The organism is Pseudomonas nitroreducens (assembly GCF_010994165.1).
In the GTDB taxonomy this organism is placed as follows: domain Bacteria; phylum Pseudomonadota; class Gammaproteobacteria; order Pseudomonadales; family Pseudomonadaceae; genus Pseudomonas; species Pseudomonas nitroreducens.
In genome coordinates this window covers 17648-31658 of sequence record NZ_WMBX01000001.1, presented here as the reverse complement: position 1 = coordinate 31658, position 14011 = coordinate 17648, and the positions used below count along the sequence as shown (strand labels likewise).

The 14011-nt window shown below is 62.2% G+C and carries 13 protein-coding genes and 3 tRNA genes; 11 read left to right on the top strand and 5 right to left on the bottom strand.

What is annotated here, in order from left to right:
• Positions 1-6: 6 nt before the first annotated feature.
• On the bottom strand, positions 7-1089 hold the full coding sequence (gene prfA / locus GJV37_RS00155) for a peptide chain release factor 1 (protein ID WP_024762573.1): 1083 nt from the start codon (positions 1087-1089) through the stop codon (positions 7-9).
• A complete protein-coding gene (gene hemA / locus GJV37_RS00150) occupies positions 1086-2354 on the bottom strand; it encodes a glutamyl-tRNA reductase (protein ID WP_038803562.1) in 1269 nt (422 codons plus the stop codon). Before hemA ends, prfA begins: the two co-directional genes overlap by 4 nt.
• Before the next feature lie 146 nt (positions 2355-2500).
• Here hemA and GJV37_RS00145 point away from each other — a divergent pair, with 146 nt between their 5' ends.
• The 11 genes from GJV37_RS00145 (at position 2501) to GJV37_RS00095 (ending at position 11513) form a co-directional block, all read left to right on the top strand.
• Positions 2501-4267: a tetratricopeptide repeat protein gene (locus GJV37_RS00145; RefSeq protein ID WP_169890142.1), complete on the top strand. Its 1767-nt coding sequence runs from the start codon at positions 2501-2503 to the stop codon at positions 4265-4267.
• Positions 4268-4270: 3 nt separating this feature from the next.
• Positions 4271-4900, top strand: a complete 630-nt coding sequence (gene lolB / locus GJV37_RS00140) for a lipoprotein insertase outer membrane protein LolB (protein WP_170859803.1) — start codon at positions 4271-4273, stop codon at positions 4898-4900.
• Between the two features lies 1 nt (position 4901).
• Positions 4902-5750, top strand: coding sequence for a 4-(cytidine 5'-diphospho)-2-C-methyl-D-erythritol kinase (ispE, locus tag GJV37_RS00135; protein WP_170859804.1), 849 nt, complete (start codon positions 4902-4904; stop codon positions 5748-5750).
• 30 nt (positions 5751-5780) lie between these two features.
• Positions 5781-5855 (top strand) — tRNA-Gln (locus GJV37_RS00130).
• A gap of 62 nt (positions 5856-5917) precedes the next feature.
• Positions 5918-5992: transfer RNA gene (locus GJV37_RS00125), tRNA-Gln, on the top strand.
• Between the two features lie 52 nt (positions 5993-6044).
• On the top strand, positions 6045-6986 hold the full coding sequence (locus tag GJV37_RS00120) for a ribose-phosphate pyrophosphokinase (RefSeq protein WP_015478849.1): 942 nt from the start codon (positions 6045-6047) through the stop codon (positions 6984-6986).
• 112 nt (positions 6987-7098) lie between these two features.
• Positions 7099-7713 (top strand): 50S ribosomal protein L25/general stress protein Ctc, encoded by a 615-nt coding sequence (locus GJV37_RS00115; RefSeq protein WP_193452057.1) that lies wholly within the window; start codon positions 7099-7101, stop codon positions 7711-7713.
• A gap of 38 nt (positions 7714-7751) precedes the next feature.
• Complete coding sequence (pth, locus tag GJV37_RS00110; protein WP_193452056.1) at positions 7752-8336, top strand: aminoacyl-tRNA hydrolase; 585 nt, start codon at positions 7752-7754, stop codon at positions 8334-8336.
• 38 nt (positions 8337-8374) lie between these two features.
• Positions 8375-9475 carry a redox-regulated ATPase YchF gene (gene ychF, locus GJV37_RS00105; protein WP_193452055.1) on the top strand — a complete coding sequence of 367 codons (1101 nt, stop codon included), beginning with the start codon at positions 8375-8377 and terminating at the stop codon, positions 9473-9475.
• 538 nt (positions 9476-10013) lie between these two features.
• Positions 10014-11150 (top strand): acyltransferase family protein, encoded by a 1137-nt coding sequence (locus tag GJV37_RS00100; RefSeq protein WP_170860195.1) that lies wholly within the window; start codon positions 10014-10016, stop codon positions 11148-11150.
• 286 nt (positions 11151-11436) lie between these two features.
• Positions 11437-11513: transfer RNA gene (locus GJV37_RS00095), tRNA-Met, on the top strand.
• Positions 11514-11583: 70 nt separating this feature from the next.
• Here the strand turns inward: GJV37_RS00095 and GJV37_RS00090 are convergent.
• The 3 genes from GJV37_RS00090 to can all read right to left on the bottom strand — a co-directional run bounded on the left by GJV37_RS00090 (position 11584) and on the right by can (position 14004).
• Complete coding sequence (locus GJV37_RS00090; protein WP_170860194.1) at positions 11584-12276, bottom strand: SOS response-associated peptidase; 693 nt, start codon at positions 12274-12276, stop codon at positions 11584-11586.
• Positions 12277-12361: 85 nt separating this feature from the next.
• Positions 12362-13363, bottom strand: coding sequence for an isocitrate/isopropylmalate dehydrogenase family protein (locus tag GJV37_RS00085; protein WP_170860193.1), 1002 nt, complete (start codon positions 13361-13363; stop codon positions 12362-12364).
• Positions 13360-14004: a carbonate dehydratase gene (gene can, locus GJV37_RS00080; protein ID WP_024766618.1), complete on the bottom strand. Its 645-nt coding sequence runs from the start codon at positions 14002-14004 to the stop codon at positions 13360-13362. The genes GJV37_RS00085 and can overlap by 4 nt, the downstream gene beginning before the upstream one ends.
• Between the last annotated feature and the right edge of the window lie 7 nt (positions 14005-14011).

Sequence of the window (14011 nt, the reverse complement as noted above, 5' to 3'; positions counted from 1 at the left end):
GCTCTCTTAATCGCCGAGCGCGGCCAGCTGGTCGGCCTGGAACTCTTGCAGCAAGGGCTCGATCACTTGCTCCACCGCGCCTTCCATCACTTCGCCCAGGGAATACAGGGTCAGGTTGATGCGGTGATCGGTGACGCGCCCCTGAGGGAAATTGTAGGTGCGGATGCGCTCGGAGCGATCACCCGAACCGACCAGCAGCTTGCGCGTGCTGGCGATCGCCTGCTGGGCCGCGGCCTGCTGCTGGTCGTTGAGCTTGGCCGCCAGCCAGGCCATGGCCTTGGCGCGGTTCTTGTGCTGCGAACGCTCTTCCTGGCACTCGACCACAATGCCCGACGGAATGTGCGTGATGCGCACCGCCGAGTCGGTCTTGTTCACGTGCTGGCCGCCGGCACCGGAGGAGCGGTAGGTGTCCACGCGCAGGTCGGCTGGGTTGATCTCGATGGCCGCCTGTTCGTCCGGCTCGGGCAGCACCGCGACGGTGCACGCCGAGGTGTGGATACGACCCTGGGACTCGGTCGCCGGCACACGCTGCACGCGGTGTGCGCCGGACTCGAACTTGAGCTTGGCGAAGACGCTTTCGCCCTCGACGCGGGCAATCACTTCCTTATAGCCGCCATGCTCTCCCTCGTTCTCGGACATGACTTCCACACGCCAGCCCTGCTTCTCGGCGTAGCGCGAGTACATGCGGAACAGGTCGCCGGAGAAGATCGCGGCTTCGTCGCCGCCGGTGCCGGCGCGGATTTCCAGGAAGACGTTGCGGCCGTCGTTGGGGTCCTTGGGCAGCAGCATGCGCTGCAGGCGGTCCTCCAGGCCAACCAGCGCACTCTTCGCTTCGGCGACTTCTTCCTCGGCCATTTCGCGCAGGTCCGGGTCGCTGTCCTTGAGCAGCGCCTGGGCGCCTTCAAGATCGGACTGCACCTTGCGGAACTCGCGGAAGGCAAGGATCACCGGCTCCACCTCGGCGTACTCACGGGAGTAGGCGCGGAACTTGGTCTGGTCGCTGATCACCTCGGCGTCGCCCAGGAGCGCAGTGAGCTCTTCGAAGCGATCGCTGAGGATATCCAGCTTTTTCAGGAGGGACGCTTTCATCGCTTGTCAGTGCCCTCCTCGAGGGCGAACAGTTCCTGCGCGACGGCCAGCGCATCGATGCGGCCCTCGGCGGAGAGTTTCTTCATCTGCACGCTGGGGGCGTGCAGCAATTTATTGGTCAGGCCACGGCTGAGCTGGGCGATGACTTCCATCGGGTCGGCGCCATTGGCCAGCAGACGCTGGGCCTTCTGGGTTTCCTCGTCGCGCAGGCGCTCGGCCTGCTGGCGATAGGCGCGCAGCACGTCGACCGCGGCCAGTTCGCGCAGGCGCTGCATGAACTCGACGACGCCATCGCCGACAAGCTCCTCAGCGGCCTGGGCGGCGCCCTGGCGGCTCTTGAGGTTCTCGGCGACCACTTCGTGGAGGTCGTCGACGCTATAGAGGTAGACGTCTTCCAGCTCGCCGACTTCCGGCTCGATATCGCGCGGCACGGCGATATCGACCATGAACATCGGCTTGTGCCGGCGCTGCTTCAAGGCTCGCTCCACCGCGCCCTTGCCGAGGATGGGCAACTGGCTGGCGGTGGAACTGATGACGATGTCGCTGTTGACCAGCTCGTCCGGCATGTCTGCCAGCAGGATGGCGCGGGCGCCGAACTGCTCAGCCAGTTGGCTGGCGCGCTCCAGGGTGCGGTTGGCGACCACGATGCGCTTCACGCCCTGCTCGTGCAGGTGGCGGGCGACCAGCGTGATGGTCTCGCCGGCGCCGATCAGCAACGCCTGGCTGCGGCTCAGGTCGCTGAATATCTGCCGGGCCAGGCTTACAGCGGCGAATGCGACCGACACCGGGTTCTCGCCGATGGCCGTGTCGGTGCGCACGGTCTTGGCGGTGCTGAAGGTAGCCTGGAACAGGCGCCCGAGCATCGGCCCGACGGTGCCGGCCTCGCGGGCCACCGCGTAGGCGGACTTCATCTGCCCGAGTATCTGCGGCTCGCCCAGTACCATGGAATCCAGGCCGGCCGCCACGCGCATCATGTGGCGCACGGCTTCCTCGTCCTGGTGGACGTAGGCGCAGGCGCGCAGGTCATCGATGCCCAGGTTGTGGTAATCGGCCAGCCAGGCCAGCACGTCGCCGGCATCCGGGTGTTCGATCTCCAGGTAGAGCTCGCTGCGGTTGCAGGTGGAGAGGATCGCGGCCTCGCGGCTGGAGGTCAGCCTGCACAGCAGCTGCAGGGCCTCGACCATCTGCTCGGGAGTAAAAGCCACGCGCTCGCGCACGGCCACGGACGCGGTCTTGTGGTTGATGCCGAGGGCAATGAAGGCCATGCAGAATCGCTGATGCTGATCGGAAAGCCCGCAATTGTCCTACTTAGGCCAGTGAAGGACAACCACCCGCGACGTATCGCACACTGCAAATCGTATACAGGCCATCCAGCGGCGCTTGCCCATGGGATTGGCACTTTCCTTATGTCATGATGGTCCCATTTCGCAGGTCAGGCCCTCGTCCTTCCTCTATGAACAAGTCTCTTGCGCTGCTGACTGCTCTGCTGCTGCTCGGCGGCTGCCAGTCTCTTACACAGAAAAATTCCGACAGTGCTTCCGCGGAGAAGGACAAGGCCGCGGCTGCCCAGAAGGACCAGAAGTACGGCTCCTTCAGCGAGGACACGATGTTCTCGCTACTGACCGCCGAACTGGCAGGCCAGCGCAACCGCTTCGACATCGCCCTCGCCAACTATGTCGAGCAGGCCAAGGAAACCCGCGACCCGGGCGTCGCCGAGCGCGCGTTCCGCATCGCCGAATACCTGGGCGCCGACCAGGAAGCCCTGGACACCTCGCTGATCTGGGCCAAGGCCGCGCCGGACAACCTCGACGCCCAGCGCGCCGCCGCCATCCAGCTGGCGCGCACCGGGCAGTACGACGAATCCATGGTGTACATGGAGAAAGTCCTCAATGGCCAGGGCGACACCCACTTCGACTTCCTCGCGCTGTCCGCCGCCGAGACCGACCCGGATACCCGCGCAGGCCTCTTGCAGAGCTTCGATCGCCTGTTGAAGAAGTACCCGGACAACGGCCAGTTGCTGTTCGGCAAGGCCCTGCTGCTGCAACAGGACGGCCGCCCGCAGGAAGCCCTGCACCTGCTCGAAGACAATTCCGCCAGCAAGCACGACGTCGCCCCGCTGCTGCTGCGCGCCCGCCTGCTGCAGAGCATGAAGCGCAGCGATGAAGCGCTGCCACTGCTCAAGGCCGGCATCAAGGAACACCCGGACGACAAGCGCGTCCACCTCGCCTACGCCCGCCTGCTGGTGGAGCAGAACCGCCTGGAAGACGCCAAGGCCGAGTTCTCCGCGCTGGTCGAGCAATTCCCCGATGACGACGACCTGCGCTTCTCCCTGGCCCTGGTCTGCCTCGAAGCCCAGGCCTGGGACGAAGCCAAGGTCTACCTGCAGGAACTGGTGGAGCGCGACAGCCACGTCGACTCCGCCCACTTCAACCTGGGCCGCCTGGCCGAGGAGCAGAAGGACCCGGAAACCGCGCTCAAGGAGTACGCCCTGGTCGGACCGGGCAACGACTTCCTCCCGGCCCAGCTGCGCTCCACCGAGATCCTGCTGGACCAGAAACGCTATGACGATGCCTCGCGCCGCCTCGCCGAAACCCGCGACCGCCAACCGGACTACGCCATCCAGCTGTACCTGATCGAAGCGGAAGGCCTGTCCAACCGCGACCAGGTCGATCGCGCCTGGAGCGTCATCCAGCAAGGCCTCAAGCAGTTCCCGGACGACCTCAACCTGCTCTACACCCGTTCCATGCTCGCCGAGAAGCGCAACGACCTTGCGCAGATGGAGCAGGACCTGCGCCTGATCATCCAGCGCGAGCCGGACAACGCCATGGCGCTCAACGCGCTGGGCTACACCCTGGCCGACCGCACCACCCGCTACAGCGAAGCCCGCGACCTGATCCAGAAGGCTCACTCGCTGAACCCGGACGACCCGGCGATCCTCGACAGCCTGGGCTGGGTGAATTATCGCCTGGGCAACCTCAGCGAAGCGGAAACCTACCTGCGCAAGGCGCTGGAACGCTTCCCCGACCACGAAGTGGCCGCGCACCTGGGCGAAGTACTCTGGGCCCAGGGCAAGCAGAGCGAAGCCCGCAAGGTCTGGGCCACCGCCCTGCAAAGCCAGCCTGACAGCGCCGTCCTGCGCGACACCATGTTGCGCCTGACCGGCTCCGGAACCCTCTGATTTATGCGTTTACGTCATCTGATCGGCGCTGCCGCGCTGGCCCTGCTGGCCGGCTGCTCCAGCTTCGGCACCCACGAAGCCCTGGAAGGCCAGGGCAACGCCACCGCCTGGAATGCCCACAAGGCCCGTATCGCCACCCTCGACGGCTGGCAGATCGACGGCAAGGTCGGCATCCGCGCGCCCAAGGATTCGGGCAGCGGCACCCTGTTCTGGCTGCAGCGCCAGGACTACTACGACATCCGCCTGTCCGGCCCGCTCGGCCGCGGCGCCGCGCGGCTGACCGGCCGCGAAGGCGCCGTGACCCTCGAAGTCGCCGGCCAGGGCCGCTATGAAGCCGCCTCCCCCGAAGAGTTGCTGGAACAGCAGATGGGCTGGCGCCTGCCGGTTTCCCACCTGCTCTGGTGGATTCGCGGCCTGCCCGCCCCGGACAGCAAGAGTCGCCTGACCCTCGACAGCGAGAGCCGCCTGGCCAGGCTGCAACAGGACGGCTGGGACGTGGAATACACCCGCTACAGCGAACAGAACGGCTACTGGCTGCCCGAGCGCCTGAAGCTGCACGGCCAGGACCTGGACGTCACCCTGGTGGTGAAAACCTGGCAACCGCGCCAGCTGGGCCAGGCGAGCCAGCAGTGACATGCAAGACCGCCTGACCCTGCCGGCACCGGCCAAGCTCAACCTGTTCCTGCACATCACCGGTCGCCGCGCCGACGGCTACCACGAGTTGCAGACCCTGTTCCAATTTCTCGATCATGGCGACGAACTCCAGTTCGCTGTGCGCGAGGACGGCGAAATCCGCCTGAACACCGACATCGCAGGCGTGCCCCACGACAGCAACCTGATCGTGAAAGCCGCACGCCGGCTGCAGGAACAATCCGGCACGAAGCTGGGCGCCGATGTCTGGCTGGACAAGCGCCTGCCCATGGGCGGTGGCATTGGCGGCGGCAGTTCCGATGCCGCCACTGCCCTGCTGGCGCTGAATCATTTGTGGTCACTGGGCTGGGACGAAGACCGCCTTGCCGCACTGGGCCTGAGCCTGGGCGCAGACGTCCCGGTATTCGTACGCGGCCGAGCGGCATTTGCCGAAGGCGTCGGCGAGCAGCTCACGCCAGTGGAACTCGACGAGCCCTGGTTCCTCGTCGTTGTGCCGCAAGTCTTTGTCTCCACTGCAGAAGTTTTCTCCGATCCCGAGTTGACACGGGATACTCCGCCCATTAAAGTTCGCAGCCTTCTCGGGGTGGACGGTCATAACGACTGCCAGCCGGTCGTCGAGAAGCGTTACCCGGATGTACGTAACGCACTGATCCAGCTAGGTAAATTTACCGAAGCGAGATTGACCGGCACCGGAGCTTGTGTGTTTGGGAGCTTCCCAAACAAGGGCGATGCTGATAAAGTTCGCCGCCAACTTCCGGCCACTCTGCCGAGTTTTGTTGCCCAGGGCCGTAACATCTCGATGTTGCACCGAAAGCTGCAAGGCCAGGCCTGAGAAGCAGTAATGTAATCGGTTGTACGATACAGGGGCGTCGCCAAGCGGTAAGGCAGCAGGTTTTGATCCTGCCATGCGTTGGTTCGAATCCAGCCGCCCCTGCCATTAACCCAAGGGGTTATACGTACAGCGTCAACGAACACATTGCTCCGCAAGTTGTAAGCTACAGGGGCGTCGCCAAGCGGTAAGGCAGCAGGTTTTGATCCTGCCATGCGTTGGTTCGAATCCAGCCGCCCCTGCCATTTTCTTCTGGCTCAACCGGGCCTACCCTCAAGCCGACACAGGTACCGCAGCGTGTCCAAAATGATGGTTTTCACGGGGAACGCCAACCCCGATCTGGCACGCCGTGTCGTACGGCAGCTGCACATCCCCCTCGGTGACGTTTCTGTCGGCAAGTTCTCCGACGGCGAGATCAGCGTTGAAATCAACGAAAACGTTCGTGGTAAGGACGTCTTCCTGATTCAACCGACCTGCGCACCGACCAACGACAACCTGATGGAACTGGTGGTGATGGCCGATGCCTTCCGCCGCTCCTCGGCGACTCGTATCACGGCAGTCATCCCCTACTTCGGTTACGCCCGCCAGGATCGCCGCCCGCGTTCCGCTCGCGTGGCCATCAGCGCCAAAGTCGTTGCCGACATGCTGACCGTCGTAGGCGTCAACCGCGTACTCACCGTTGACCTGCACGCCGACCAGATCCAGGGCTTCTTCGATATCCCCGTCGACAACATCTACGGCTCGCCCGTACTGGTCGACGACATCGAAGACCAGCGCTTCGAGAACCTGATGATCGTCTCCCCGGACATCGGTGGTGTGGTGCGTGCGCGCGCCGTCGCCAAGTCCCTGGGCGTCGACCTGGCCATCATCGACAAACGTCGTCCGAAGGCCAACCAGTCCGAAGTCATGCACATCATCGGTGATGTCGAAGGCCGTACCTGCGTACTGGTCGACGACATGGTCGATACCGCCGGCACCCTCGGCCACGCCGCCAAGGCTCTGAAAGAGCACGGCGCCGCCAAGGTCATCGCCTACTGCACCCACCCGGTGCTGTCCGGCCGCGCCATCGAGAACATCGAGAACTCCGTACTGGACGAGCTGGTGGTGACCAACACCATCCCGCTGTCCGCTGCTGCACAAGCCTGTGGCCGCATCCGCCAGCTGGACATCGCTCCGGTTGTCGCTGAAGCCATGCGCCGCATCAGCAATGAAGAATCGATCAGTGCCATGTTCCGCTAAGGCGGGACAGGCCTGACGTAAAGCGCTTCGCCATGCCGGCGGAGCATCAGCAAAATCGCCCGAACGCTGGTCGCAAGCGTCCGGGCGATCTTGTCATTTTGGAGATAGTCAAATGGTTGATTTTGTACTGAATGCCCAAGAGCGTTCCGACCTGGGGAAAGGTGCGAGCCGCCGCCTGCGTCGTAATGCTGGCCTGATCCCGGCTGTGATCTACGGTGGCGAAAAAGCCCCGCAATCCGTCACCCTGGAACTGCGCGAGATTTCCAAACTGCTGGAAAACGAGGCTGCCTTCAGCCACGTGATCAGCCTGAACGTCGGTTCCGCCAAGGAAACCGTACTGATCAAGGCCCTGCAGCGCCATCCGTCCAAAGGCTTCGTCATGCACGCTGACTTCCAGCGCGTCGTTGCCGGCCAGAAGCTGTCCGCCCACGTTCCCCTGCACTTCCTGAACGAAGCGACCGCTGTTGGCGTCAAGACCGGCGGTGGCGAGATCTCCCACGTGATCTCCGAAGTCGAAGTTTCCTGCCTGCCGAAAGACCTGCCGGAATTCATCGAAGTCGACCTGGCCAAAGTAGAACTGGGTCAGATCGTTCACCTGTCCGACCTGAAACTGCCGAAAGGCGTAGAGCTGGTGCAACTGGCCCATGGTAACGACCTGGCCGTCGCCAACATCCACGCTTCCCGCGTAGTGAAAGAAGAAGGTGAAGGCGAAGCTGCTGCCGAGTAATCGCGCGCACCATTGCCTTTAAGGAAGGGGCCCCCGTCGTGACTGCCGTACAACTGATCGTTGGCCTGGGAAATCCAGGCCCTGAATACGACCAGACCCGGCATAACGCGGGGGCCCTTTTCGTTGAGCGGCTGGCGGACGCGCAACGCGCGAACCTGTCTCTCGACAAGAAGTACTTCGGCCTGGTCGGCAAGTTCAGCCACAAGGGCCGCGACGTTCGTCTGCTGATTCCCACCACCTACATGAACCGCAGCGGCCAGGCCGTCGCGGCGCTCGCCGGATTCTTCCGCATTCCGGTCGAAGCCATCCTGGTGGCCCACGACGAACTCGACATGCCTCCCGGCGTCGCCAAGCTCAAGAAGGGCGGCGGGCACGGTGGGCACAACGGGCTGCGCGACATCATCGCCCAGCTCGGCAACCAGAACGGTTTCCATCGCCTGCGGCTTGGCATCGGCCATCCAGGGCACAGCAGCCTGGTCTCCGGTTTCGTTCTTGGCCGCGCCCCGCGCGCCGAACAGGAACTGCTCGACACCAGCATCGACTCCGCCCTCGGCGTGCTGCCGGAAATGCTCGACGGGGACTGGACCCGCGCGATGCAGAAGCTGCACAGCCAGAAGGCCTGATCACACCTCTTTTCCGCCACTGGCGCGAGGGACCTAGCATGGGATTCAACTGCGGCATCGTCGGCCTGCCCAACGTCGGCAAGTCCACCCTGTTCAACGCCCTGACCAAATCCGGCATCGCGGCGGAAAACTTCCCCTTCTGCACCATCGAGCCGAACAGCGGCATCGTGCCGATGCCTGATGCGCGCCTCGATGCGCTGGCCGAGATCGTCAAGCCCGAGCGCGTGATCCCAACCACCATGGAATTCGTCGACATCGCCGGCCTCGTCGCCGGCGCGTCCAAGGGTGAAGGCCTGGGCAACAAGTTCCTCGCCAACATCCGCGAGACCGACGCCATTGCCCACGTCGTGCGCTGCTTCGAAGACGAGAACGTCATTCACGTCTCCAACAGCGTCGACCCCAAGCGCGACATCGAGATCATCGACCTCGAACTGATCTTCGCCGACCTCGACAGCTGCGAGAAGCAACTGCAGAAGGTCGCGCGCAACGCCAAGGGCGGCGACAAGGAAGCCCTGGTGCAGAAAGCCCTGCTGGAGAAGCTCATCCCCCACTTCAGCGAAGGCAGACCCGCCCGCTCGCTGATGAAGAACATGGGTGATGACGAGAAGCGCGTCGTGCGCGGCTTCCACCTGCTGACCAGCAAACCGGTCATGTACATCGCCAACGTCGCCGAAGACGGCTTCGAGAACAACCCGCACCTGGACGTCGTCCGCGCCATCGCCGAAGAAGAAGGCGCCATGGTCGTACCGGTGTGCAACAAGATCGAAGCCGAGATCGCCGAACTCGACGACGGCGAAGAGAAGGACATGTTCCTCGAAGCCCTCGGCCTCGAAGAACCCGGCCTGAACCGCGTGATCCGCGCCGGCTACGAACTGCTGCACCTGCAGACCTACTTCACCGCTGGCGTGAAGGAAGTCCGCGCCTGGACCGTGCGCGTCGGCGCCACCGCCCCGCAGGCTGCGGCTGTGATCCACACCGACTTCGAAAAAGGCTTCATCCGCGCCGAAGTCGTCGCCTACGACGATTTCATCCAGTTCAAGGGCGAACAAGGCGCGAAAGAAGCCGGCAAATGGCGCTTGGAAGGCAAGGATTACATCGTCAAGGACGGTGACGTGATGCACTTCCGCTTCAACGTCTGATGGACAGCACTTTTATTACGTCCTTCTGACGCCGTGAAAACCCCGCTTACGCGGGGTTTTTTATTTCTTGTCGTCACGCGTCACTTCGTTTCGCGCCAAACCGCCCACCCGGTGATAGTAAACGAATGATCGAGCAAGTCCTTTCCCTTGAGTCCCGCACCCGAGCCAAAGACCTTGGCGCATAAGCGCCCGTAGGGTTATCGCCTTTACATGGATACCAAGTCAGCCTCCGCTCTCCCAATCCATCAGGCTCTTCCCAGCCCCCGCCCGCCCTTTCAGCCCTGCCTTACTGGCTGGAGTAGCTCCCAAGATGGCTGCAAGAACCGAGGCGTCGAGGCGTAGGCTGAAGCGCTGGCACACGAATCTGACTATAAGTTCAAGCCTTCCCGTTACGAATCAGAATTTTCTTGCCGGAAAATGAGCGGCATTGGAAAATCCCGGCTTCGAAGCATCCCATAACAACGTAGAAAAGCCTGGTGCGTCTTCCGGCGCTCCACCCGCCGCCAGCACAAGCAATTAATTGATGAAAATAAATAACATGCAGAAGAACATCCTCTCACACAGTCTTGCCTGGCTAGACATCGTCCGATTGCTGTCAATCTTTCTCGTTATATACGGGCATTTCGCGAGCGTAGGAGGCTTTGCGCCAACAATCCCCGGAATAATATCACCCGAGACAGCTCTTCCCCTGATGAACGGTCCACAGATCGCCTTCCTGAACTTCGACATATTCTTGATCAATACATTCTCGACACAATCGGCGATTGTTGGCGTCGCATTATTCTTCATGGTAACGGGCTATCTGATGCCTGCCATGATGGAGCGATACTCTCGTCAAAATTTCTTGATCAATAGATTATTCCGAATCTTCCCTCTGCTGATAGCTTCCACCTTGATCATCGGTTGCTACTTGTGGCTGACGCAGAATATCAACTACGGACTTCCTAGCTACCTTGCAAGCTGGACCCTGACTTACTACATATTCGCCGTCCCGCCAGTCATGGGCGTTCTCTGGACACTGGTTATCGAGGTGCTGTTCTATTTGATCACCGCCCTAATTGGAAAATTCAGCACATTAAAGCTGATTCTTCTTCAATCGGTATTGCTCGCATGCATCATAATCAGCGCCGCCTACAAGGGCTACTACAGCGGAGTACTCGCAAAGAATGCACTCTTCATCTTATTTATCACTATTGGAATTGGGTTTTTCTTGGCTGAAAATGAGAACACCATAGCCAAGAAGTTGACACTTGTCTTCAATACCACGGTTATTTCCTACCTTGGCTTTCAGTTCTACAAACAAAATGTAGGAAGCTCCGGGACATATGAAAACATCGGCACACACCTGCTGGCTGTTGGAATATTCGCCGCGCTTATGCTTCTCGGAAAGCTAAAACTTCTATCCCGCACGCCAAAGTTCATAAGCTGGCTGGCAGACCTGGTTTATCCAATGTACTTATTCCATACCGCGCTAGGTCTAGCCACCATGGCACTGATTCGAACTCACTTCGACAACTATATCCTCATGCTAACTGGCGCCCTGCTTGTTACAGTCACCACGGCATGGGTCACGCACATTGCAGTCGAGAAACCCATGATCAAGTTCGGACGTCGCTTCACCTCGTCAGAGGCAGCTCCAGGCAGCAAGGAGTCAGTCGCAGCGCTTGCTTCTTGAGCGAGGCTTTCCCGCCGCTACCATTTCCGAGACAGCCCGCCCCCATAGGAAAGACGTGCCCCCGGCCGGCGATCTGGCGGCTCAACTGCTGCCAGATCGCTCAGCCACTGAGCACCAGCCGAGCTCGAAAGTCCCCTGCCACCCACCTGGGGTTTCTGCATGATCGCCCTACCGCACCGCTCATCGAGAAAACTACGACTCCCGGCTAAACGATTGATAGAACAGAACAATATTCAAGAAAAGGGGTTGACACCCCCTCTCGATCTGCGGAAAATGCGCGCCACTCGGCTACATAGCTCAGTCGGTTAGAGCGCAGCATTCATAATGCTGATGTCCCAGGTTCAAGTCCCGGTGTAGCCACCATATAAAAGAAGGGGTTTAGCGAAAGCTAAACCCCTTTTTCTTTGTCTGCGAAAAGTCATTCTTTCCCCGACTACTCAGCTTCGGCCAGCAAGCCATCCCCATCATTCCGCGTGTCATTTACCCGCAACGAAACCCGGCGTCCCGCAAAGTCCTCCCGCGCGTGACGAATCAGGTCGTCCACCGCCTCGATACGAGTGGCAGTAGACAGCCATTCCTCGAAGCTTTCCGGCGCCAGCACCACAGGCATGCGATGGTGGATGTTTTCGATGCTCGGCGCAGCGGATTTGGTGAGTAGGGCGCAGGAGAGGACCGGTTCGCCATTGGGGCTCATCCACAGGGACCAGAGGCCCGCGATGGCGATGATGGGGTCGGTGTCGCTGTGGATGAAGTAAGGCTGGTGGACTTGCCGGCCCGCCGGGTTGCGCAGATTTTCCTTCTCGTTCCACTCATACCAGCCCAGCGCGGGCATCAGGCAGCGAGTGCTGCGCAGGGCGTGCCGCCAGAGGGGTTTGCCTGCAGCTTCTTCGCTGCGGGCGTTGAAGGAGAAGCGTGGCGGAATGGAGTCCTTCCACCAGTTGGGGATCAGGCCCCAGCGGGCAGGCAGCAGTTCGAGTTGGCCGCTTTCGTTGTGGCGCAGGATGGGGACGGTCATGGTCGGGGCGACGTTGTAGCAGGCCTCCAACCAGCGCGGCGGTGTGCGCGCACCGATGTGCCAGTAGCGCTCGATGGCGGCCTCTTCAGGACTGACGTAGCGTCCGCACATGCAGCGCACCTCAGGAGAGTGGTGCTTTCAGCGTAGTTCGGGCCGATAGTCAGCGAGGGTCACCGCGACCGGCAAGATCGCTCAATCAGCCCAACCGCTCCAACACACCCTGCCCAATCACCCGCGTCGTTTCGATCCCGAAGTCCACCTTCCCCTCCTCCCGCAGGAATGCATCCACCGCGTCATCGATGCGATCAGCCAGTTCCGGTAACTGCCAGTAATGTCGCAGCAACATGCCGGCACTGAGGATGGCCGCGAGCGGGTTGGCGCGGCCAGTGCCGGTGATGTCCGGGGCGCTGCCGTGGACGGGTTCGGCCAGGGCGATGCCGGCGCCAAGATTGAGCGAAGGTGCAAGGCCCAGGCCGCCGCCCCAGTGGCTGGCGAGGTCGGAGAGGATGTCGCCGAAGAGGTTGGTGGTGACGATGAGGTCGAAAGACTCCGGGCGTTCGACCAGTTGCAGGGCGGCTACATCGACCAGGCGTTCGTCGAGTAGGTCGCTCCAGCCATCTTCGGCCAACCGGTCGCGGCAGGTATCGCGGAATAGGCCGCAGGTGAGCGGCAGGACGTTGGCCTTGTGCACGAGGGTGATGCGCCGTGCGTGGCGCAGGCGAGCAAGCTCCGCGGCGCCAGCGGCGAGGCGTTCGCAGGCGGTGCGGCTGATGACTCGTTCGGCGATGGCGACGCCTTCCGCCTCCCAGTGCTCACGGCCGCTGTAGAGGCCTTCGCTGTTCTCCCGCAGGACCAGCAAGTCGATGCCTGCGCGCGGCGAGACGACTGGGCGCGAGCGTACGGGGCGCAGATTGAGGTTCAGCGCCAGCGTCTGGCGCAGGCTGAGGATGGCGCTGCGGTAGCCTTCGACCTTGTGGCTGGGCGAGGAAACGGCGCCGAACAATCCGGCGCCGCAGGCGCGCAGGCGGTCATAGGTAGTGTCGGGCACCGAAGTGCCGTGGCGCTGGAAGCAGTCCCAGCCGGCTTCGGCCTCTTCTATCTGCAGATCGGGCAGCAGGCGGTGCAGGACTTCCATGGCGACGGGCACGACCTCGCGGCCGATGCCGTCACCGGGGATGACGCAAAGACGTCGGCTCAAGACTGGCCGAGCGGGCGCAGGCGGTATTGCGGCGGCAGTTGGTCGAGACCGCTGACGGTGACGTTGAGGTCCTTCCAGATACCGTCCTTGATCCCGTAGATGCAGCCGTGCACGGAGAGCTTCTGGCCACGGTGCCAGGCGTTCTGGACGATGCTGGTGTGGCTGACGTTGGCCACCTGCTGGATGACGTTGAGCTCGCAGAGACGGTCGACGCGCTCTTCTTCCTTCTCGAACTGGCCGAGGTGGTCGCGGTATTCGTAGGCGAGGTCGCGGATGGTGCGCAGCCAGCCGTCGATCAGGCCGAGCTGGGTGTGCTGCAGCGCGGCGCGCACGCCGCCGCAACCATAATGACCGGTGACCAGGATGTGCTTGACCTTGAGCACGTCGACGGCGAACTGGATGACCGACAGGCAGTTGAGGTCGGTGTGCAGTACGACGTTGGCGACGTTGCGATGGACGAACAGGTCGCCCGGCAGCAGGCCGACGATCTGGTTCGACGGCACGCGTGCATCGGAGCAGCCGATCCACAGGTATTCGGGAGTCTGCTGGCGGGCCAGTTTGGCGAAGAACTCGGGGTCCTCCTCCTTGATGGCTTCGGCCCAGCGGGCGTTGTTGTCGAACAGTTCCTGCAGATCGCTCATGTCCGGC

What these genes read in the sequence shown, in the direction of transcription:
- prfA (WP_024762573.1), bottom strand. Translation starts at nt 1,089, where the DNA reads ATGAAAGCGTCCCTCCTGAAAAAGCTGGATATCCTCAGCGATCGCTTC.
- hemA (WP_038803562.1), bottom strand. Translation starts at nt 2,354, where the DNA reads ATGGCCTTCATTGCCCTCGGCATCAACCACAAGACCGCGTCCGTGGCC.
- GJV37_RS00145 (WP_169890142.1), top strand. Translation starts at nt 2,501, where the DNA reads ATGATGGTCCCATTTCGCAGGTCAGGCCCTCGTCCTTCCTCTATGAAC.
- lolB (WP_170859803.1), top strand. Translation starts at nt 4,271, where the DNA reads ATGCGTTTACGTCATCTGATCGGCGCTGCCGCGCTGGCCCTGCTGGCC.
- ispE (WP_170859804.1), top strand. Translation starts at nt 4,902, where the DNA reads ATGCAAGACCGCCTGACCCTGCCGGCACCGGCCAAGCTCAACCTGTTC.
- GJV37_RS00115 (WP_193452057.1), top strand. Translation starts at nt 7,099, where the DNA reads ATGGTTGATTTTGTACTGAATGCCCAAGAGCGTTCCGACCTGGGGAAA.
- ychF (WP_193452055.1), top strand. Translation starts at nt 8,375, where the DNA reads ATGGGATTCAACTGCGGCATCGTCGGCCTGCCCAACGTCGGCAAGTCC.
- GJV37_RS00100 (WP_170860195.1), top strand. Translation starts at nt 10,014, where the DNA reads ATGCAGAAGAACATCCTCTCACACAGTCTTGCCTGGCTAGACATCGTC.
- GJV37_RS00090 (WP_170860194.1), bottom strand. Translation starts at nt 12,276, where the DNA reads ATGTGCGGACGCTACGTCAGTCCTGAAGAGGCCGCCATCGAGCGCTAC.
- can (WP_024766618.1), bottom strand. Translation starts at nt 14,004, where the DNA reads ATGAGCGATCTGCAGGAACTGTTCGACAACAACGCCCGCTGGGCCGAA.